General features: G+C 47.8%; 19 protein-coding genes and 4 pseudogenes. 17 read left to right on the forward strand and 6 right to left on the reverse strand.

The features are described from left to right. Window positions 1-222: 222 nt before the first annotated feature. From AAC852_RS13815 to AAC852_RS13825, 3 genes and pseudogenes are all read right to left on the reverse strand, one after another. Window positions 223-2,223: an AAA family ATPase gene (locus tag AAC852_RS13815; RefSeq protein WP_340621533.1), complete on the reverse strand. Its 2,001-nt coding sequence runs from the start codon at window positions 2,221-2,223 to the stop codon at window positions 223-225. Between the two features lie 212 nt (window positions 2,224-2,435). After that, on the reverse strand, window positions 2,436-2,642 hold the full coding sequence (locus tag AAC852_RS13820) for a helix-turn-helix transcriptional regulator (RefSeq protein ID WP_340621517.1): 207 nt from the start codon (window positions 2,640-2,642) through the stop codon (window positions 2,436-2,438). A 139-nt stretch (window positions 2,643-2,781) separates the two neighbouring features. Beyond that, a pseudogene (locus tag AAC852_RS13825) lies at window positions 2,782-4,051 on the reverse strand (tyrosine-type recombinase/integrase). Between the two features lie 98 nt (window positions 4,052-4,149). On the opposite strand from AAC852_RS13825, the gene AAC852_RS13830 reads away from it, so the two are divergent. The 6 genes from AAC852_RS13830 to AAC852_RS13855 all read left to right on the forward strand — a co-directional run bounded on the left by AAC852_RS13830 (window position 4,150) and on the right by AAC852_RS13855 (window position 8,161). Beyond that, window positions 4,150-4,287, forward strand: coding sequence for a hypothetical protein (locus AAC852_RS13830; RefSeq protein ID WP_340621518.1), 138 nt, complete (start codon window positions 4,150-4,152; stop codon window positions 4,285-4,287). Between the two features lie 24 nt (window positions 4,288-4,311). Beyond that, complete coding sequence (locus AAC852_RS13835; RefSeq protein WP_340621519.1) at window positions 4,312-5,196, forward strand: hypothetical protein; 885 nt, start codon at window positions 4,312-4,314, stop codon at window positions 5,194-5,196. A gap of 81 nt (window positions 5,197-5,277) precedes the next feature. Further along, window positions 5,278-5,853, forward strand: coding sequence for a DUF2857 domain-containing protein (locus AAC852_RS13840; RefSeq protein ID WP_340621520.1), 576 nt, complete (start codon window positions 5,278-5,280; stop codon window positions 5,851-5,853). Window positions 5,854-5,872: 19 nt separating this feature from the next. Continuing rightward, window positions 5,873-6,127: a ParE family toxin-like protein gene (locus tag AAC852_RS13845; RefSeq protein ID WP_340621521.1), complete on the forward strand. Its 255-nt coding sequence runs from the start codon at window positions 5,873-5,875 to the stop codon at window positions 6,125-6,127. 108 nt (window positions 6,128-6,235) lie between these two features. After that, window positions 6,236-7,444 (forward strand): STY4528 family pathogenicity island replication protein, encoded by a 1,209-nt coding sequence (locus AAC852_RS13850; RefSeq protein WP_340621522.1) that lies wholly within the window; start codon window positions 6,236-6,238, stop codon window positions 7,442-7,444. Between the two features lie 186 nt (window positions 7,445-7,630). Further along, window positions 7,631-8,161, forward strand: coding sequence for a hypothetical protein (locus tag AAC852_RS13855; protein WP_340621523.1), 531 nt, complete (start codon window positions 7,631-7,633; stop codon window positions 8,159-8,161). 246 nt (window positions 8,162-8,407) lie between these two features. On the opposite strand, the gene AAC852_RS13860 is transcribed toward AAC852_RS13855, so the two are convergent. After that, on the reverse strand, window positions 8,408-8,887 hold the full coding sequence (locus AAC852_RS13860) for a hypothetical protein (protein WP_340621524.1): 480 nt from the start codon (window positions 8,885-8,887) through the stop codon (window positions 8,408-8,410). A gap of 383 nt (window positions 8,888-9,270) precedes the next feature. Between AAC852_RS13860 and AAC852_RS13865 the strand changes: the two are divergent. The 5 genes and pseudogenes from AAC852_RS13865 to ssb all read left to right on the forward strand — a co-directional run bounded on the left by AAC852_RS13865 (window position 9,271) and on the right by ssb (window position 13,566). After that, window positions 9,271-9,983 (forward strand): annotated as a pseudogene (locus AAC852_RS13865) (PFL_4669 family integrating conjugative element protein). A gap of 13 nt (window positions 9,984-9,996) precedes the next feature. After that, window positions 9,997-11,985 (forward strand): annotated as a pseudogene (locus AAC852_RS13870) (DNA topoisomerase III). A gap of 314 nt (window positions 11,986-12,299) precedes the next feature. Continuing rightward, window positions 12,300-12,764, forward strand: a complete 465-nt coding sequence (locus AAC852_RS13875; RefSeq protein ID WP_187650411.1) for an STY4534 family ICE replication protein — start codon at window positions 12,300-12,302, stop codon at window positions 12,762-12,764. Window positions 12,765-12,842: 78 nt separating this feature from the next. After that, window positions 12,843-13,052, forward strand: a complete 210-nt coding sequence (locus AAC852_RS13880) for a hypothetical protein (RefSeq protein WP_340621525.1) — start codon at window positions 12,843-12,845, stop codon at window positions 13,050-13,052. 16 nt (window positions 13,053-13,068) lie between these two features. Continuing rightward, on the forward strand, window positions 13,069-13,566 hold the full coding sequence (gene ssb / locus AAC852_RS13885) for a single-stranded DNA-binding protein (RefSeq protein WP_340621526.1): 498 nt from the start codon (window positions 13,069-13,071) through the stop codon (window positions 13,564-13,566). An 83-nt stretch (window positions 13,567-13,649) separates the two neighbouring features. Here ssb and AAC852_RS13890 read toward each other — a convergent pair whose 3' ends face one another. Together AAC852_RS13890 and AAC852_RS13895 are read right to left on the reverse strand one after the other, a co-directional pair. Beyond that, window positions 13,650-14,330 carry a DUF4276 family protein gene (locus AAC852_RS13890; RefSeq protein WP_340621527.1) on the reverse strand — a complete coding sequence of 227 codons (681 nt, stop codon included), beginning with the start codon at window positions 14,328-14,330 and terminating at the stop codon, window positions 13,650-13,652. Further along, window positions 14,323-15,429 (reverse strand): AAA family ATPase, encoded by a 1,107-nt coding sequence (locus AAC852_RS13895; RefSeq protein ID WP_187650376.1) that lies wholly within the window; start codon window positions 15,427-15,429, stop codon window positions 14,323-14,325. The genes AAC852_RS13890 and AAC852_RS13895 overlap by 8 nt, the downstream gene beginning before the upstream one ends. A gap of 462 nt (window positions 15,430-15,891) precedes the next feature. On the opposite strand from AAC852_RS13895, the gene AAC852_RS13900 reads away from it, so the two are divergent. The 6 genes and pseudogenes from AAC852_RS13900 to AAC852_RS13925 form a co-directional block, all read left to right on the forward strand. Then, complete coding sequence (locus AAC852_RS13900) at window positions 15,892-16,194, forward strand: helix-turn-helix domain-containing protein (protein ID WP_340621528.1); 303 nt, start codon at window positions 15,892-15,894, stop codon at window positions 16,192-16,194. 143 nt (window positions 16,195-16,337) lie between these two features. Next, a complete protein-coding gene (gene pilL2 / locus AAC852_RS13905; RefSeq protein WP_340621529.1) occupies window positions 16,338-16,883 on the forward strand; it encodes a PFGI-1 class ICE element type IV pilus protein PilL2 in 546 nt (181 codons plus the stop codon). Further along, window positions 16,883-17,578 (forward strand): TIGR03759 family integrating conjugative element protein, encoded by a 696-nt coding sequence (locus AAC852_RS13910; RefSeq protein WP_340621530.1) that lies wholly within the window; start codon window positions 16,883-16,885, stop codon window positions 17,576-17,578. The genes pilL2 and AAC852_RS13910 overlap by 1 nt, the downstream gene beginning before the upstream one ends. Beyond that, the gene (locus tag AAC852_RS13915) at window positions 17,557-18,090 is read left to right on the forward strand and encodes an integrating conjugative element protein (RefSeq protein ID WP_340621531.1); all 534 of its coding nucleotides are present in this window, start codon (window positions 17,557-17,559) and stop codon (window positions 18,088-18,090) included. The genes AAC852_RS13910 and AAC852_RS13915 overlap by 22 nt, the downstream gene beginning before the upstream one ends. Next, window positions 18,087-18,758, forward strand: a pseudogene (locus AAC852_RS13920) (type IV conjugative transfer system coupling protein TraD); the annotation flags it as partial. The gene AAC852_RS13915 and the pseudogene AAC852_RS13920, both read left to right, overlap by 4 nt. Window positions 18,759-19,195: 437 nt before the next feature. Further along, window positions 19,196-19,403 (forward strand): hypothetical protein (locus AAC852_RS13925; RefSeq protein WP_340621532.1); only part of this gene is annotated, 208 nt, incomplete at its 3' end.

Here is a 19,403-nt window from a genome sequence, read left to right on the forward strand (position 1 = left end):
CACCATCCAGAAAAATATTTTTTTCCTCACCCATTCCTCATTTTTCTCCTCACTTTTTGTTTTCCTCACTATAAAAACAGGTGAGGAATTGAGATTTATTTATCCTTAAAAATCAATATGTTTCATGCTCCTCACTTTTACCGTATATATGCGCAAAAAGTGAGGAATTTGGTAAAGCACAAATTTCCTTTCCTCACCGCTCCTCACTTTTTTCCTCGCTTTTTAATCTTCATTGTTCTGATTCATGATGGTGAGTTCCTGCCCGTTGCGGGCAATCAAGCCATCTTGCTCTAACTTGGTCAACCAACGGCTGAAATTCTTCACGTTCACCCCCATTGCTTTTAAATCATCACGGATAAGGGGAATGCTGCAAGGTTCTTTCAAAGCAGTGCGTGACCGAATACACTGCCATAATGCTGTATGGTTATCGGTTTTATTGGAGACATGCCCGATATCCTCCTCCTCAACCGGATCACGCGGCCTGTCAACCAGAACCAGTGATGTAATATTTTCACCGTCTTTATCGGTAAAAAGTTCAACTACACGCATGTCATAGGCTTTGGTTTCCAGCTCTTCGGCATCTTTCATTTTGGTGCAGGTCATAACCAGTGCACCGCCTTTTTTCCCTTCCCGGCTGATCCGGTATTCAACATCCAGCGCCGCACGAAAAGCACTGGAACCCCTTGCACCTTTGCTTTCATCTTTGCCGGAATGGTGAACCACGAGAATGCTTGCGCCTGTTTTGGCTTTCAGTTCGTCACAGCCCCGGACAAACGCGCCCATATCTTTTGAATCATTTTCATCAGCGCCGCCAAAACAGCGGGCGAGGGTGTCCAGAATAATCAGGCGTACCGGCTGGCCTGTTTCAGACTCAACCTGCTGGGCGGCGATTACCAGCTCATGCACTTCGGCAGGTGAGGCAGGAAATACCGGGGTATTGATCAGGTACATATTTTTAACAGTCTGACCGTTGACGATTTCCCATGCTTTGATGCGCCGGGGCACGCCAATCCCACCTTCACCGACCACGTACAGCACGGAACCCTGAGCGACGGCTTTCCCTGCCCATGCCTTACCCGTGGCAATATGGCAGCCCCACGCTCCCGCCAGAAAACTCTTATATGACCCGCTTGCCCCGTAAATGCTACACAGGGAATGTGCCGGAATAATGCCTTTAACAACATAATCCAACTGCGTATCAAAGCCTTCTGAGCCGATTGACAGCGGTAATTTTGTTTTACGATTAGGGTAAATGCTTTCAACATTGCCATAACGACGGGTTTCTATTGCGTCACTGTTCATCGGTTCCCTTACCTGAAATAAGCCCTCACAAAATGCCTGCTTTGCTGCCTCAATGCCATATTGCTGGCGATAATCATCCCAGTCAGCTTTGTATTCAGTCGGTGGTAATGTAATCCAGCCATTAACCGCAAGAGTGGCTTTTTCTGCCAAAGTCTTGCCGATATTCACTTTTGGCTTGCTGTTCTTATCCAGTTCGCCGAGGCTGTACCAGTCGTTATCTGCTGCGATAATGATTTTCGTGTCAGGCCAGCGTTCCCGAACAAATTTGGCAACAGAAAGCAGATTACCTGCATCCAACGCTGCTAAAACAGTGCCTTTATAGAGCTGACTAACGGTCAGCGCCGTAGCGTAACCTTCAGTAATGATCACCGTATCAGGATGATCTTCCAGCTCTGAGACCGAAATAAATGCGCCTTTTTTCTGACTGCCAGACAGTAATTTTTTCTCACCATTAGGTGTGATGATCTGCGCACCCGTGACTTTTTTATCGAGCGTTGTCAAAGGTAATAATAATGAACCCTCTTTCAGCAGACGTTGATTAGGATATTGCAGTGCTTTTGCCGTCAGATAAGGAGATTGCCCGGAAACAGTTTCCGCCATCAGTACCGCGACTCTTTCAGCAATAGGCTTCGTGGTTTGTATAGATTTACTAGCTGGCTTGGATTCAGACAACGGTAATGCCAGTGCATTGGCGACAACTTTTGCCGCCTCAAAAATTGAGATCTGATTGGTTTTTGCCACTAAATCTAGTCCATCACCATAGTTCAGAGTTTCACACTGGCGGCAGTGCCAGTTGCCGTGATGATGGTCATCGATGAAGTGAAAACGGTCAGAACCACCGCAGATAGGGCAAGCACCATGCTTTCCCTTTGCTGGAATATCAATGCCGCAAGCTGGTAATAGGTTTTGCCATGAGTACATAGCCGAAGTTTTGACGGTTTGGATAAGATCAAGCGGTTTGTGGTTGCTTGTTGTTTTTTGAGCTGTAAATTTAGGGCGAGTTTGGGTATGCTGTGTATCAGCCATCATTTTTACCTTTCTTAATGATTGTTGGTGAAACGCCTCGCAGTGTTAGCGCACTTCGGGGCGTTGTGTTTTTATGTTACGTGTCTTATGTCATATTCTTTTCTGTGTTATGCCGCCCGTGATTCTGCGATACGCTGGGCGATCCAGTTATCAATCTCTGCTTCAATAAAAGCCACTGAGCGAGGTCCGATTTTGACCTGCTGCGGAAATGTCCCATCGCTAATCAGTTTGTAAATCCACGCTTTGCTGTAACCCGCCCTGCGTTGCACTTCCGGCAAACGAATCAAATTTGTTTTTAATGCTGCCATTGTCATATTCATTCTCCTGTTACCGAGTCCCTGAGTGCTCACCGTAGACGTTGTTTGATGACAGGCGAATTATTTAAAATGCAAGATTAAATGAACAGCGTTAATTGTTTTTCTCCCGATGAAAATTAAAGGGTTACAAATTGTACTAACGGTTCTTGCTGTCGCGCAGCGGTTTGGCGAAGTCATACGGTGTGATGGATTTTTCTCGGTTCGCATCCAGATAATCCGCCCACCATTGCACCATCAGCCGCCGTTCATCCAGATGTTTGGAGGTGTGAATATACGCCGCCCGCACGTTGTTGCGTTCGATATGGCTGAGCTGGCGCTCGATGGCGTCATCGCTCCACAGGCCGGATTCGCCCATTGCACCACGCGCCATTGTACGGAACCCATGCCCGCAGACTTCGGTTTGAGTGTCGTATCCCATCGCCCGTAATGCCTTATTAACGGTGTTTTCACTCATGACTTTCGCATTACCGTGATCGCTGGGAAATATTACGTCGCAGTTACCGCTCAGCTTGTGCAAGGCGTTAAATAAAGCAACGGCTTGTCTGCTCAACGGTACGATATGATCCGTTTTCATTTTCATGCCACGTTCAGAGAAACGAACGCCTGTGATGGGTTTTCGGGTAGCGGGAATCTTCCATACGGCGTTTTCAAGGTCGATTTCCTGCCAACGGGCGAATCTCGGTTCGCTGGAGCGAACAAACGTCAGTAGCGCCAGTTCTACCGCGATTTTGGTCAGCAGGCGTCCGCGATAGGCTGATAAACGGTTCAGAAAATCAGATAAGGCTTCATGAGGCAGGGCAGGGTGATGGCGTGATTTTACGGTAGAAAGTGCGCCAGCCATATCACTGGCAGGACTGGATTCGAGGATATCATTCTGGACGGCATAGCGCATGATAGCGGTGACACGCTGGCGTAGTCGCTGGGCAATATCGTGTTTGCCCTGCTCATCAATGGCTTTGACTGGGGCTAAAAGCTGGCTGGTACGTAATGTGGTAATATTGGGCGCCAATATGCGGGAAAATATACTGCTCAAGGCTGCGCAGCACTTTTTGGCGGTGGCTGTCGCTCCAGCGTTTGTTACTGGCGTGCCATGCACGGGCGACCTGTTCAAAGGTATTCACTTTGGCAGGCGAAGGTGTGCCTTTCTTTTCGGCTTTGGGATCGATGCCTTGTGCCATCAGCTTTTTGGCTTCATCCCGTTTAGAGCGTGCATCGGCTAACGACACCGTTGGATAAACGCCGAACGCCAGACGGTCTTCTTTCTTATCGGTGGGGCGGTAATACTTCATCCGCCAGTATTTCGAGCCGCGTGACGAGACTTCTAAATAGAGACCGCCGCCATCGGCGAGTTTGTAGGTTTTTTCTTTGGGCTTTGCAGTTTCGATTTGTCGTGCGTTTAGTTTCATTATTAAGGGCATTCCTTTAATCGAACGGTAAGTGCCCCGAATTATGCCCTTCGCTGCATCTTGATTGCAACAGACGAAACTAGACGTAGAAATAAGAAATGGTATTGATTTTGCAGGACTTGCTAAGAATTGTTTTACTGGGCTGGACTTCACTGGAAGTTGAAGTGGTGCCCGGACTGGGAACGCCGCAGATACGTCCTTTACTGGTGTTACGCCAAAATGCGGATACGGTCTGACAACAACATGTCACCAGTATAAACATGGAACCCGCCCTAACCTTTGATGAAGTCTTTGGTGCCTGCTGCCGCAAATTTGATGCACCGGAAGTCTGGTCACCGGAGATGTTTCGCGATGAACTGATTGGCGATTTATTGCAGGCTCTGCCACACCCGTTACTCAATTATGACCGCTGGGTACTGGAATTAGATCCGAAAGAAAGTAACCGCCGACAACTCTTTGGTGAACAGGCTACGGCGTTTGATAGTGTGCTGATGCCGGAAGAATCTGAGACGGATAACACGGCGCAGGTTCGAGTGCCAGACAGGGAATCGAACCCACGGATAATTGCTCAACCCGACACTGATAAGGTGCAAGCACCTGAACCAGAATACGCTCCGGTCGATAAAGCACAAACGCCTGCCACGTCTCCCCGAAAAAATCCTGTTATTCCGCCTTATCAGCCCGATAACCAGCTTGAATCTGTTCTGCCTATCCCTGAGATGGAATGTCTGCATTTTTCTCAAACTGGGCTGGAGCCGGTCAGTTCGGTTTGGGAAATTTCACCAATGCAGGATGATATCGAACACCTGCAAACGATGGCATTCCGGCTGGCTTTCGAACTGGCGGAAATCATGGGATGTGACAACGACTTGCTGTCAGCATCGGATGAAGAGTCGGTAGGATTTTATCTTGCAGATACGCAACAGTTTCACCCCTTTTCACGTCTATTGTTGTCCCTGACTGGGGAACCTGCCACTGACAATAGTGAATTAACGCTGACTACTCTCCTGCTCGGTACCGCTAGACAGGAGGATGTACCTTTACTGGATGATGTTCAGACCGTGAAGTTCCTGCGGCTTATCAGGGTTATCCGCCGTTTGCGTGAGCTTCAGCGTCAGATTGCGCCAGAGACTATAGCGGTATAGTGGCGTCGGTGCGGTGAGTTGTGCCTGTTTTCCAATGTGTTGTTCAACTTATTTTGACTGGCCTGATATTGGAGGAAGTGGATGAATCATTTATCTCAAGCGACAAATAGCCTGCTGATGCAGCTGGTGATGGATTTGAAAAACGGCTATATCCGCCGTTGTGAGGCATTGGGGCTGGTACCCGCAGAGATGCTGATGTTGCAGCGCCTGACGATTGAGGATTTGCACTATCTGGGTAACAGTCCGGTGTCAGTGCTGAGCGTTCATATTCATCACGCCAATCTGGTGCGTATCTTACATCAGGCGCGGATTGAGCAGCAGCGGTTACAACGCATTGATCGGGCGCTGGAATTAGGCGGCTCTATTGAACTGATGCGGTATTTTTTCGGTTTGTCCAGTCTGGAAATCGCCGCCCGCCGGCGTATTTCCGGAGTGACCGTAAAACCGGGACGCAATTCACCCCTGACGGAAGAGGAAAATCGTGAGTTGTGGCAACGCTGGCAGGTTGCGGCGATTGTTGATGCGGACAGCGCCGAAGGGCTGGATATGATGCTGGAGATGGCCGCGCATCATCAACTCTCGCTGACGGCCGTCTGGCATGCGGTGAAAGACTGGCCGCACAGCGAAGCGTCTGAATCGGTCAAAAAACAGGCATGAAATGGATGTAAAGGAAACAATGTCAGGAAAATTAACGGAAATGATGCCCGGCCTGCATGTCCCTGCAACGACACCGTTGTCACTGCGTCGTAAGGCGCAGCATCAGGTGCGGTGTTATCAGCGGGGCGAGCGCAATTACGTCCGGCTGAAAGAAAGAGGCACTGGGTATCTGAAAATCAATGTGGGGTTGTTCTGGCGGTTGTTAAGCCGGGATGGCGGACAATCGTGGGAGCTGATGCTCCATGAACGTTACAACAATGAAATTCGTAAATAGTCAGTCCTGAAGTGGTGTCATTCTGCATCCTGTTCAAGGCAACAGGATGCAGCCCTGACATTATTTTTACCGATTAAATGGAAAGGCAAAAGCCGGAGATACGGGATCATGATAAACCTGTCAGCAGACAGCATAATTGCTCACACGATTGCCAGGATGAAAATGCGTCTGGAACAACGTTCAGACGATGACGTTTCACAACTTCGTAGTGGTCTGCTGTTTATGGGGAACATTCAGGATGCCTATCCCCGCCGCCTGCTACTGGATGATCGTCTGTCGCCGCTGGATAAAACCGGCTGGATGATGATCCGTCTGTATGCGTTGAATAATGAAGGCGTGGTGTTTCCCAGCTATGACGAATTGCAGGTCCTGCTGGCGTCACCCTATAAAGGCAAGGCATCGCGTGAAACAGTCAGCCGGGTGTTACTGATGCTGCGAATCACCGGCTGGCTGAGTTTATGCAAGCGTATCCGCGATGAGCACGGGCGGGTGCGGGGCAACATCTATGCGCAACACGATGAGCCGCTGACCTGCCGTGATGCCGAAATGCTCGATCCGCACTGGCTGGATACCGTGGCGGAAGCGTGTCGCAGTAAAAACCGGACTATCAGCCAGACAGCCCGGGATGTGCTGACTGATATCAAAGAAGACCCGCTGATGCGCCATCGCCACAGTCATATTCATTTGCTGGAAGAGAGGCTGAATGCGGTGCAGACACCGCAGCAAAGGGTGATGCGTCAGTCGCTTCAACCAGGCAAACAGCAAACCGAACTCAGGGAAATTAAGCCGGGTGCGGAAACCGAACCCAGTCTTCCAAAGGGGCAGAATACACTGAATTCGGATGCCGAACTCAGTCTGAAATCAACGCATTATCGTGATTCTGCTAAACCGAACTGTTATGTACGTTCTTTCACACAGAGTGTGAATAAAAAAACATACGTCGATCCGCAATCTGCGGTTTTTCTGCCGGAAGGGCTGTGCCGACAACTGGAACCGGACGATGTAACGATGCTGGCCAGTCAGTTGCAGGCACTGCCCGCTGAACAGGCGCAGACCGTGTTGAGTTGTCTGGACAAAGCGTTACGGGCCGGGAAAATTGGCAACCCGGTCGGCTGGCTGCTGACGATGATGAAACGGGCACGGGAGGGGAAGCTGTATGCGCAGGCTGAATCGGCTGTCATGCCCCCTGCTCCTGCGAAGACACCTGTTGAATTCATCCGAGAAACGGAACGTACTGTAACACTATCCTCACAAGCCCATGTCCGTGATATGGTGAAAGATATTCGTCAACGATTGACGCTAGCGAAGTATCAATAAAATCATAGTTGCTTAAAAAGCGAACTTTGTTGGCAGTGCCAACAAAGTATGAAAAATATACAGTTATGACAATCCCAATACCGTGTGAAAAAGAGCTACCACAGCCAGTGAAATATAAAAACTCTAAATATTTTTTTGTAGGTTGATATAGAGGGATAACATTAACCCCCTAATTCGGGAGGTTACATGTTAGAAAAAATTAAAGAACTTATATCAGGGGCACGGGCTTTTTTCATCTTGAGAGTTTCTCTCTCTATTCCTGTGGGATTGATTGGTGGACGTTATACAAAAGAAGTGACAGCAATCCTCACGGAAAATCTTCCTCCTCGAACTATTTTGGTACTTGTCACTATGAGCATGACGCTTACAGCATTAACTATGTTATTTTATGGAAAGCGTGTGCCAACTAAAAAGGTAAATAATTTTCTGTATGAGAATATTATTTACTATTTAACAAAATTGGGCAGATCACTCTCGTCAGCCTGTATAGGTATACTTACTGGCCTCTTAATCGCTACTTTTGTGTATTGGGAATTAAAGATAAGTATTGAAATCATAGTCATGATTGTAACGTTGGTTATATATTGGGTTTTATTTTGTTTAGTTGATTTTTGTGCAGAAAAAGGGTTAGGTGAAACTATTAGCATTAAATACCAACGAATAGTATTAGTTTTTATTTTTATTGCGACTCCTTCTGTTTATGTCCTGCTGAATTAACATATTAAAGAGTGCTACTATTCTTTGAAGGTTGAATCACAAGTGCAATAGCTCCCTCTAGTATTAAGTCGATATGGTCGTGTATTGTAGTATTAAATTTACTCACTGTTAGCATTGCCAACAGTGAGTGAAGAATAATCTTCTTTAGCACGAATAAAGTTTATCGATTTTTCTCTCTTCGTATAACTGATTAACTAAAGCAACGTTTGATTCTGTCTGTTTTATATAGATACCGTATATGATAATTCATTTAGTAAATAAGAAACAGCGTGCAGTATTATAGGCGTCCAGACCTGCGGATTCTGGAATGGTTGTTCTATTCCGAGCGAAAACATCGCCTACATATCTCATTTCCATATCAGAAGTTATTTCTAACAGTCTACCTATTAATATATCAACCGGTAACTTATTAGCATCTATCGTTGTTCTCCATGTCACCGGGATGTTTGATAAGTATGCATTTTCATATACTACTTTGTTTTTACTATATATATTAATGTAATGAGTGATTTCATCATAAAACTTATTATACAGTTTTATATATTCCTGTCTTCCAGACATTCCTGCTATTTCTAAATCTATCATGCACTTAGATATTTTATATACGTTATCAACAGCATGTATTGATTGAGTATTTAAATCATCAATGACCTGAATATTCAGATTATCACTTGCCATAGAATAAGAAGAAATAAGTATAATTAATGAACATAGTGTCTTGCTCATAATGTCTCTCGCTTACCGACTACGATGTAACCACTGAAAGAAAAAGATAAGAAATTAGATGGTGCTAATCTACTTTTTTATAATCAATTTATCAATTAATTAGAGTGGATGGCTTATACTCATAGCTGAATCAATGTCACATTAGTATCTGCTAACAGGCATAATAAATGTAGTCTAAAAATTAATATTTGTTGGTAGTGCCAACAAAGTTCAAAAAATATACACTGTTGGCACTGCCAACAGTGGCTAAAAAAACATCTTTTTTGACAGTGAATAAACCTCCTCATTTTTCCTTTTTCGATAACTGGTTATCCATTGAGTCACCTCCTCCTTTGCCTTAATAGTTTGACTGACTTATCAAGGCCAAACAGGAGCTTTTGTGCATGTCTGAAGCAGAAGAAAAAACCGCATCTCAGCCGCGTTTACGCGCCGGTGTCTTAACATCCTCGTTATCGATTGAATTACATACCCACTATGCGATCCGGCTCTGGGCGGGACGCCGACGGGAAGACATCAGCAAGACACATCAGGTTACGGAGATCCTCGGAATGCCGCAGGTGATTAAACGTGCAGCCAACATCAGTGTGGATTCCGCAGCGGATAATCCGTATGCCGATGTCTGGCTAGTGAAGCTGGAACAGGCGTTGGAAGGCGCATCGGCCAATCTTAGGCAGAATCTGGCTATTTTGCAGGATACCCTGAATGCCGTCCCACAGCAGATTACCTTATCCGCCGTTTCCTCTGTCGAACCGCTGAATATCGGGGTTTACAGTCATTCTCCGTTAGGCTATCGCTGTGTCTGGTTGCTGGTTGGCTACACCAGCTGGCGATGAAAACGTTTCAGGCTTTTCACTACGAGCTGATTTCACGGGCAGAGCGGGATGCTTTCCTGCACAACGGCAGCCGTGCCATTCGTCAGATTTACGGCATGGTACGTTCTTACCGTTCACTGGCGGTCACCCGGCAGGATATTACGGAAAAAACGCCGGCAGCGCTTGAGGCGATTAAACTGCTGGGTGAACCCCATCCCGATATTTTGTCAGGCAAGTTGCGTTCCGCGTTCTCCTCCCCGCTACGTTCCACAGAACACGATTAATGGAAGGGAAAAGATGCAGCTTTATTTATGTGAAAAGCCCTCTCAGGCCAAAGACATTGCTAAAGTTCTGGGAGTGAAACAGCGCGGGCAGGGATTTCTCTTCAGTACCCGTATCATTGTCACCTGGGCTATCGGGCATTTGCTGGAGGTGGCCGCACCCGAAAAGTATGGTGAGCAATTCGACCCGCCGTGGCGGATGGAGGTGCTGCCGGTGCTGCCCACGCAATGGCAATGGACAGTCAAAAAAGAGGCGGCTGACCAATTTGCCGTGATCCAGCAATTATTGAAACAGGTGGATGAGGTGATTATTGCCACCGATGCCGACCGTGAAGGGGAAGTCATTGCTCGCGAGTTGCTGGAATATTGTCGTTTCACCGGTGCGGTCAGGCGGTTGTGGTTGTCGGCACTGGATGACACCAGTATCCGGCAGGCTCTGGCGGCCATTTTACCGGGAGAACAGACGGAAGCACTCTATCAGGCCGGGCTGGGGCGGGCGAGAGCCGACTGGTTGACGGGTATCAATCTGACCCGTTTGTATACCCTGAAAGCGCAGGCTCTGGGTTTTGGCGAGGTGTTATCCATTGGCCGGGTACAGACACCAACACTGGCACTGGTGGTGAGCCGGGATAAGGACATTGCGAATTTTATGCCGAAACCCTACTGGCAGGTGATGGCTAATCTGGAAAAAGACACTGTCCGCTTTCAGGCTAAATGGTTACCCGCTACGGAGGAGGGCGATGAAGAAAATCGCTGCACCCGGGAGGCCGTGGCACAGGCTGTGCAACAATGTTGCCAGCAGGTCACACAGGCTACAGTGATGGCCGTCAGCAAAAAACGGGAGAAAACCCCGCCGCCGCTCTGTTTTGATTTGGGGACATTGCAGCAGACGGCATCCCGTCTCTGGGGGATGGGCGCCAGTCAGGTGCTGACGATTGCCCAGTCCCTGTATGAAACCCATAAAGCCACAACCTACCCACGCACGGATTGCGGGTATCTGCCTGTGTCCATGCAGGCGGATATTCCGGTGGTATTAACGGCGCTGGTGCGCACCGACCCGGCGATGGTTGACATTATCAGTCAGCTGGACTAACAACAGGTTTCCCGGGTCTGGAATGACAAAAAAATCACGGCCCACCATGCCATTATCCCCACCCGTCACGCTTTTGATCTCACCCGGTTAACGACCGACGAGTTACAGGTTTATCAGCTTATTCGTCAGCATTATCTGGCGCAGTTTCTGCCCCCGCAGGAAACGGATGTGACGGAAGTGACACTGGATATCGGCGGACAATGCTTCCGGGCGAAAGGGCGGGTCAATGTGACCACGGGCTGGAAAGCACTGTTTACTGAAAATCAGGAAAAGTCAGACGTTGATCCCCCGCTCCCGCGCTTTCATCAGGGCGAGCGCTGCCGGATTATTGAAGCCCGCATTCAGTCGCTGTACACCAAACCGCCGGCCCCATTTAACGAAGGCACGCTGATTGCCACGATGAAAAATGCCGCCAGTCTGGTCAGTGATCCGCAATTAAAACAGGTCCTGCGTGAGAATGCCGGACTGGGCACGGAGGCGACCCGTGCCGGTATTCTGGATACGTTGTTTAAACGCCGGCTGATTGAGCGGAAAAAGAAAGCGATTCAGTCAACACCACTGGCACGGGAACTGATTGCCGGGTTGCCGGAGGTGCTGACCAGTCCGGGCACGACGGCGTTATGGGAGCAGTCGCTGGAGGATATTGCGCAGGGCAAAACATCGCTGGCGGTGTTTATGCAGAAACAGGCGCAATGGCTGTTGCATTTAGTCGAACGTGGCAAGACCCAACCGCTGCACCTGACGTTACCGAAAACCCCGGACTGTCCGAACTGTGGCAGCCGGATGCAACAGCGGCAGGGGAAAACCTCGCTGTTCTGAGGCTGCGTGAACTACCCGGGCTGTAAAGGAATGCTGAATGACAAAGCGGTTACCCAATCGCGCAAGGCCCGGAGGGCAAATCAAAAAGTCTGACGATCTGGTTATTGATTGACGTGCTGACAGGATGCTTTAAGAATCACCCTGTTTCTTAAATGATCGGTGAGCCTGCAACGATCGCCTTTGGGTGGCTGGAAAACTCTCGTAGCCTGAAAGGGAGTGCCTCAACGCGGTACATCTGCCCCCCTTTGAAAGCAGATATTGTCAGTCCAACGACAATGAAGGTTCATTATTTTTTATCAGAACGTCAGCAACGTCACTGTCTGACATCCGGCGGGGAAAATCATTCCCGTCAGGGGATGGGATTTTCTCCGTTGCACCTGATTCTTTACCTCCATGGAGAAAATCGTATGTCTGAGAACACCACTTCGTTAACCAAAAATGACTATTTCAACCTGAATATTAAAGGCCTCGGCTATTTGAATAATATCCGCCATGTCAGCACTGCCAATGGTACGTTCCTGAGCTGCGTGATCAATGCGTTAAATGGCCCGAGTGATAATCCGGTCTATGTGCGTTTTGATATTACTGTTGTCGGCAAGGAGGCGACCAGTCTGATTGCCCGTTGCCAGAAATCGGTGGATGAGGACAAAAAAGTGTTGCTGGGTTTCACCTTAAGCAACCCGTCCACCGATATTTTTACCCTGAAACGCGGGGATCATGCCGGTGAACAGCGCGTCAGCCTGAAAGCCCGCCTGATTAAAGTTGACTGGATTAAAATCGGTCAGGACAAGGTCTATCAGGCCGAACAATCCGATTCGACGCCGCCACAAAACGGTGTTGCGCAAACTGAATATGCAGAAAATTCATTCTGATATTCATTTTACTCCACTGACTTGCCCTGAATGTTTTCAGGGCAGTCTCTTTTCTAACAAATACAATAGGGTACAGATATGAGTATCACCCCCATTGGAATTCTGGCACTGCAATATTGCCATAAACAGTTACCGTTAACCGTGTTGCGAAGCCGTGCAGGATTTTATATTGGCACGATGGATGAGGGTGAACCCTGCTCCCGTGAATCCGTAGAATATTTTGCTTACCGTGAACAGGCGGAGTTTGCCCTGAAGCAGGGGCAATGGACACAACGTCAGTCATCGTAACAGAGAGGAAATGGGTATGTCTTCACGTGGAGTAAACAAGGTCATTTTACTGGGGCATCTGGGGCAAGATCCGGAAATCCGTTACCTGCCAACGGGCGGCACAGTGACAATGCTGTCGCTGGCGACGTCAGACAGTTGGCGGGATAAACAAACCGGCGAAACTCGGGAAAAAACCGAATGGCACCGGGTGGTGATCTTCGGCAAATTAGCGGAAATCGCGGCGGAGTACCTGCAAAAAGGGACTCAGGTTTACATTGAAGGCCAGTTACAAACCCGCAAGTGGCAGGACCAACAAGGACAGGATCGCTATTCAACCGAAGTGGTGGTCAATGTGAATGGCACGATGCAGATCGATGCAAAACAGGTTTCTGTTCAACAGGCTAAGTCAGCACAAAAAACACAACTTTCTCAACCGATTAAAAAGGAGAGGAAACCAACACAAATGGCACAACTTTCGCCTTTACCGGAAGAGGAGAAAGAAGAACCAGATTGGTCTGATGAGATCCCATTTTGATGTGGTTTAACCTATTGCCCTGTGACACAGGGCTTATTGCTAATATTGGGTAAGTCAATCGATGCTAAATTCTACGCACACATTTAAACGGTCATTAATATTTCAAGCCTGCATAGCCACTCATTGAATAACGGGCATTTTTCTCTCATCTTAGGAATGCCTGTTTTCTCGGCAATCGCTATCCCTGTTGTCGTTTTGCCAAATGTTCCATTTGCCGACCATTTTTCCAATCGCTTTGAAGGTGCCGTTTGTGGGCTATTATTAATCGATTCCGGTTCTCCGCATTCTCGAAGTACCTGCTCTACCTCTTGTACATGGATATTTAACTCATTGGCGAGTATCTCTTTGTCACTAAAGAGTAAAGCTTCAAATTCATGCATCACGATGTAGGGAATAAAACGTTCATCGGCTCTCTGTGCGGATAGTAACTGGTGAATTTTATTCTGTGTTGACCGATGCAGATGTTCAGCGATTTTCTTTGGTTCCCACTGTCTATTTAACGTTTCTAATCCCGGCCATTCATGGGTGCCATAATAATCAATAAAGGTGGTGACATAGGTATCTGGACGTTGTTTCAGATGCATCTCAATGTCTTTCTTGACTCTTGAAAAACGCACATCCCCGCCTTTTTGTCCGGGTTTAGAAACTTGTGTGGCAGAGATGAAAATCATTTTCTCAGCCAGATAAGGTTGAAGTATCTTTTCAACAAATATCTGTTCTGTCTTACCTTCCACGATGGCCATGACTTCGATGTAATTACTCATAAGTCGGCCCTCCGGCAATGACGTTTTTAGCCCATAATTCACCCAGAGAATAGTTGTCGAGCCATTGAGAAAAATCGTCTTCATTTAAACGCTCAAAACGTGAAGCGCCCTTTTTACGATTCACGATGACAATATCTTCAGCAGAGAATTGATCGATTAAAATAGGGGATTGAGTGGCGATAATGACCTGAGTACGCTGAGCCGCCAGTTGAATCAACTCGGCAAGGATAACAATGGCCGCAGGATGTAAGCCCAGCTCAGGTTCATCAATAATAATCGTCGATGGCGGATTGGGTTGTAATAATGCCGTTGCCAGACAAATAAAGCGTATTGAACCATCGGATAAATGATAAGGCTGCATCGGATAATCTGAGCCTTTTTGCGTCCAGCTGATGTTCACTTCTTCCTTTAAACCACTTTGACGCGGTTCCAGAATGAAGTTATCAAAGAACGGGGTGACTAACCTGATGGCATTTACAATCGATTTGTATTCATTTGGCGCCTCATTTTTGAGTTTTAATAAGAATGCGCCAATGTTAGAAGCATCTGTACGTAACGTTTTGTTATCCTGAATAATTTCATATTTTCGCATTCCCGCTGTCGCACTGGTATCGTGAAAATGGTAAATCTGCCAGGAAGCGATGGCATCATAGACCGGTTTTGAATACGGTGCATCAGAGGAATTATTCTCGATTTCAGCGACCATTCTGGATCTGCCATCATCGCTATCTCCCAATGACCACCATCCGGCAATACCTTTTGCGTAATAACGGGCTTCATCTTCAATTGCACAGCTATCTGCTGGCGTGGGGACTAATTTAAAGCGAAATCCTCTTTCCCCGAAGCGTGTTTCAAACTCCATTTTCTGCGTGACCTTATTGCCATTAAAGAGTAAATCACCAGCGCCACCATTATCGCGGACATAGCGATTTAATGTACCGTCTATTAATGCCCGCAGCATTTTAAAAAAGGAGATCAAATTACTTTTACCGGCGCCGTTAGCACCAACAATCACGTTTAAGTTTTTAAGTTCAAATTCACTCAGCTCATGGATTGATTTAAACCCTTTAATCGTGAGCTTGTCTAAAGATGTTGTCATATCGCCTCCTTTGAAATGCTTTAATTCAGTATCAGACAAGGGGGTAACGCTTGATTCAATCATGCATAAACACAGTTGTCTTCAATGTTAACATAACCCGCTGATAGCTGACGCACTATTCTCTGAAGCGTACCTTTTGGTGGTTAGACTTATTGTGGGAGATGATGATGAACTAACGGGTAACTAATCACTTAATTTTACTGATTATACTTACACATTCGATTATTGAATTAGATAACTCAATCAGTTAAAGTAAAAATGCTATCGGCAAAATCCGATAGTCGGGAGGTCGCAGCCCCGTAAGTTATCCGCTGGTAGGAAGTTTCTACCAGTGTGCCTGTTATCGCCCCTTCAATGGCGGTTCAGGCAGGGGAGACTTCGGTCTCGCCGGCTGATAACTCCGGTACTGCGAACCCTGTTTTGAACCGCCACCATTAATAATTAACAGAAGGGGACGCAGGCATGACTCACACTCAACAAGACTGGCACCCAGCCGAAATTATTTGTGCATTACGCAAACGTGGTACAACACTCGCCGCTTTATCCCGCGAATCGGGACTCAGTTCTTCCACTCTGGCAAATACCTTATCCCGCTCGTGGCCGAAGGGGGAACTTATCATCGCCACCCGTTTGGGAATGGAACCCGCTGAAATCTGGCCCAGCCGTTATTTCGATGACTACGGCAATTTTATTGAACGAAAAATCCGTCAGTCGGTTGATGAAAGCCAACTAGAGGTGAATAACGCGCTGATATCATCAATGTGATAATACCTGTTCAGAGGCTATCCATTCTTTTTTGTTTCAATATTTTTATTTTCAGCAAACACAATTGAGTTGTTCATTGAATACATTACAGGGTTCCTTGCATAGTCAGGATTATTTTACGACTGAGCAGGAACCTATTTGGCATGAAAATAACGGTGTTAATCGGCTTAATCGCGGTCATACTGACGGGATGCACGATTCCCGTAAAACAACCGCTCCCTCAATCTTTCCAAAATAGTTTTTCTTCCGTGACGCTGACACGAAATATTCAATCCGTTTCACCGGATATTTATGGACAAACGCCTGAAGTCATCCGCTATGGACGTTATTTATTGGTGAGTACCAACCCGACAGCGGCGCAGCGTGATCCACTTTCCCAGTTGATTGATATTCAGCTCCCTGCGTCCCAGAGCCCCACGGTGGCTGATGCGATGCGTTATGCATTACGTCAATCCGGTTACGCCCTCTGTGTGCCTGACAAGAGGAATGACATTTTATATCGCCAGCCGCTGCCATCCGTACACGCGCAGTTGGGTCCGATTCGGTTACGCACAGCACTGCAGGTGATGGCAGGTTCAGCCTGGCAACTGGAAGTGGATGAGGTGCAGCGTGTGGTTTGCCACCATTTGCGGCAGGGTTATCAACTCCCGGCTCCGGCTAAACAACCGGAGCAGGGAGGCGGACGTTGATGAAATTACACCAGTTCAGTGTGTTGGTATGGCTGCTGAGCGGTCCGGTCTGGGCAGTCACGCCGACACCGTTAGCTTCGCAGCAAACACACACGACAGAAAGCCAGCCGCAATCCCTGAAAAGTCAGGCTGAACAGTGGCAGTTAAGTGCCGGTGAATATCAGCGTTATCAGCACCTGATGAACGGGCCACGGGGTCTCCGGTCACCGGGGCTTGATCCGTTGACCGCATTAGGGATTGAAGCCGAAAGCGATATCGAGCGCCGCCGTTATGCTGAACAGTGGGTTAAGGCAGAGTTTGCCCGCACCGAAAAAGAGCTGCGTTTCCAGCGGGAAGTGAATGCGGCCTGGCAGCGGCTGTTTCCTGATGTTTTGCCGGTCAATATGGAAAAATCACATGAAGTAAATGGTCGGCTGGCATTGTTTGTCAGAGCCAAAGATTGCCGGCAGTGTGACACCCGTTTAGCTGAAGTACTGGCGGCAAAACAACCCGTTGATATCTATCTGGTCGACAGTCAGGGCAATGACGACACGCTGCGACAGTGGGCCAAAGCACATCGCATCCCGGTTGAACAGGTCCGTCACCGGCAAATCACCCTGAATCATGATGCGGGATACTGGTTCCGGTTTGGTAAGGGATTGATGCCGGTATTATTACGACAGGGGGAACAAGGATGGCAGGTCACTTCATTATAATGAAACGGCTGAGCGTATTCCCCATTATCGGTCTGTTATGGATGACTACCGGCCATGCCGAACTGAATGTGATTGCCGATTTAGGCGGCAAAGATGCTTCGCCTTTTTATGAAGGTATTCATGCTCAACCGGATGCTGTTTCTGCATTACCACCTGCTTCTTTACCCGAAAAATCGGGTGAAGCAGCCATGTTACCGGTTAACACACCGGAACTGACACCGGGAACAGTCATAAGCCGCCCATTGCAATTACCCGGCATTGGGGCGTTATTTTTGATTGGGGATGATCCTGAATCACACCAGTGGTTAAGCCAGCATGCATTGGCAAAATTGCATGCGGTGGGGTTGGTCGTCAATGTCAGGGAAATAGCGGGCTTACAGGCACTGCGTACTTTGGCTCCGGGTTTACACCTGTCACCGGCCTCCGGCACAGAACTGGCCCGACGCTTGCAACTGCAACATTACCCTGTGTTGATCACCGAAACTCAACTTTCTCAGCAGCCCTCACTATGAGCCGTCGTTATGTGGTTGAAGCCCTGCTGCGTCCGGCTGTCGAGCTGAATACCGCTGTGGTTTCAGCGGTGGCCGCATTTATCTGCATTCGGGCTCCCTGGGCGATTGCACTGGTACCCTCCGTCAGCTATGTGATGGCCGGGAGTTTTACTGTATTAGCGATAATACGCACCTGGCAGGGCATTCAGGTTATCCGCTATCGCCGAAATCTGAGGCGTTTACCGCGTTACCAGATGAGCACACAACACATTCCCGTCAGTCATCAGCGCTTGTTTCTGGGCCGGGGTTTTCGCTGGCAGCAGAAGCATACCCAGCGTTTGCAGGATACGCGGCGACCGGAAGTAGAACGATTTGTGCAACCCTCTCAGGTTTATCAGTTTGCCCGCTTACTGGAGCATCGAACCGAATACCGCAGGCCTCAGTTATCTGCGTTGTTACGCCGGGACTCGCCCTTTAATCCGGTGCGACCATTGCCGCCGGTTGGGGGCAATCCGATGATCCACGGTATTGAACCGCAGGAAGCCGAAGTGTTTATGGATCTGCGCGAACGGGTCGGACATACCTTAGTTATGGGCACGACTCGCGTGGGAAAAACCCGGCTGGCTGAACTGCTGATCACGCAGGATATCCGGCGCGGTGAGGTGGTGATTGTCTTCGATCCCATCGGGCTGATGGGCGGGCTGAATCCGTATGGGTATGTGCATAATCCGCTGTCTTGGGTTGACCCTTTTGGGTTAACGAGTGCACATAATGCCAAATTATTACAACGAAAGATTAGAGCACTGGAAAAAGCTCAAGGAACTGCTGTAAATGTTCGTCACTTACCTGATGGTCGAATACGTTATTACGACAAAGAAGCATTAGCTAGAAATCCAGGGCCAACACGTGGACGTTCTCATGTTACAGAGTGGAATCCAGCCACAGGTCGTGTGAGATCATGGGAAGAAACTTATAACCATGAGGGTAAAGTTAATCGTGTGCATCCTAAGATGCAGAATGGTCAAGTCCTTAATTTACCTCATTATCCGCCAACCAAAGCAGATATAGATGCAGGTTTGGCAACTAATACAGGAAAAGCTATTAACTGTAAACAGGGGGGTATCTGATGGAGGAATTAATCCATATATTCATAAATGGTCTAAATAGAACATTGCAAGAGAATTATACACCTTCCAATATTGCCAGATATGCATATGAATTTTACCTTGATTACGATATAGACGATGAAAAACTGAGATATGTCGTGGATTATTTGAAAGGAATGGATGCCGGTCCTGAGTTTGAATTAAGTAAAGAGGAGGTTATTTCTTTTA

Source organism: Xenorhabdus siamensis (genome assembly GCF_037996745.1).
GTDB lineage: Bacteria > Pseudomonadota > Gammaproteobacteria > Enterobacterales > Enterobacteriaceae > Xenorhabdus > Xenorhabdus indica.

What these genes read in the sequence shown, in the direction of transcription:
- AAC852_RS13815 (WP_340621533.1), bottom strand. Translation starts at nt 2,223, where the DNA reads ATGTACTCATGGCAAAACCTATTACCAGCTTGCGGCATTGATATTCCA.
- AAC852_RS13820 (WP_340621517.1), bottom strand. Translation starts at nt 2,642, where the DNA reads ATGACAATGGCAGCATTAAAAACAAATTTGATTCGTTTGCCGGAAGTG.
- AAC852_RS13830 (WP_340621518.1), top strand. Translation starts at nt 4,150, where the DNA reads ATGGTATTGATTTTGCAGGACTTGCTAAGAATTGTTTTACTGGGCTGG.
- AAC852_RS13835 (WP_340621519.1), top strand. Translation starts at nt 4,312, where the DNA reads ATGGAACCCGCCCTAACCTTTGATGAAGTCTTTGGTGCCTGCTGCCGC.
- AAC852_RS13840 (WP_340621520.1), top strand. Translation starts at nt 5,278, where the DNA reads ATGAATCATTTATCTCAAGCGACAAATAGCCTGCTGATGCAGCTGGTG.
- AAC852_RS13845 (WP_340621521.1), top strand. Translation starts at nt 5,873, where the DNA reads ATGTCAGGAAAATTAACGGAAATGATGCCCGGCCTGCATGTCCCTGCA.
- AAC852_RS13850 (WP_340621522.1), top strand. Translation starts at nt 6,236, where the DNA reads ATGATAAACCTGTCAGCAGACAGCATAATTGCTCACACGATTGCCAGG.
- AAC852_RS13855 (WP_340621523.1), top strand. Translation starts at nt 7,631, where the DNA reads ATGTTAGAAAAAATTAAAGAACTTATATCAGGGGCACGGGCTTTTTTC.
- AAC852_RS13860 (WP_340621524.1), bottom strand. Translation starts at nt 8,887, where the DNA reads ATGAGCAAGACACTATGTTCATTAATTATACTTATTTCTTCTTATTCT.
- AAC852_RS13875 (WP_187650411.1), top strand. Translation starts at nt 12,300, where the DNA reads ATGTCTGAGAACACCACTTCGTTAACCAAAAATGACTATTTCAACCTG.
- AAC852_RS13880 (WP_340621525.1), top strand. Translation starts at nt 12,843, where the DNA reads ATGAGTATCACCCCCATTGGAATTCTGGCACTGCAATATTGCCATAAA.
- ssb (WP_340621526.1), top strand. Translation starts at nt 13,069, where the DNA reads ATGTCTTCACGTGGAGTAAACAAGGTCATTTTACTGGGGCATCTGGGG.
- AAC852_RS13890 (WP_340621527.1), bottom strand. Translation starts at nt 14,330, where the DNA reads ATGAGTAATTACATCGAAGTCATGGCCATCGTGGAAGGTAAGACAGAA.
- AAC852_RS13895 (WP_187650376.1), bottom strand. Translation starts at nt 15,429, where the DNA reads ATGACAACATCTTTAGACAAGCTCACGATTAAAGGGTTTAAATCAATC.
- AAC852_RS13900 (WP_340621528.1), top strand. Translation starts at nt 15,892, where the DNA reads ATGACTCACACTCAACAAGACTGGCACCCAGCCGAAATTATTTGTGCA.
- pilL2 (WP_340621529.1), top strand. Translation starts at nt 16,338, where the DNA reads ATGAAAATAACGGTGTTAATCGGCTTAATCGCGGTCATACTGACGGGA.
- AAC852_RS13910 (WP_340621530.1), top strand. Translation starts at nt 16,883, where the DNA reads ATGAAATTACACCAGTTCAGTGTGTTGGTATGGCTGCTGAGCGGTCCG.
- AAC852_RS13915 (WP_340621531.1), top strand. Translation starts at nt 17,557, where the DNA reads ATGGCAGGTCACTTCATTATAATGAAACGGCTGAGCGTATTCCCCATT.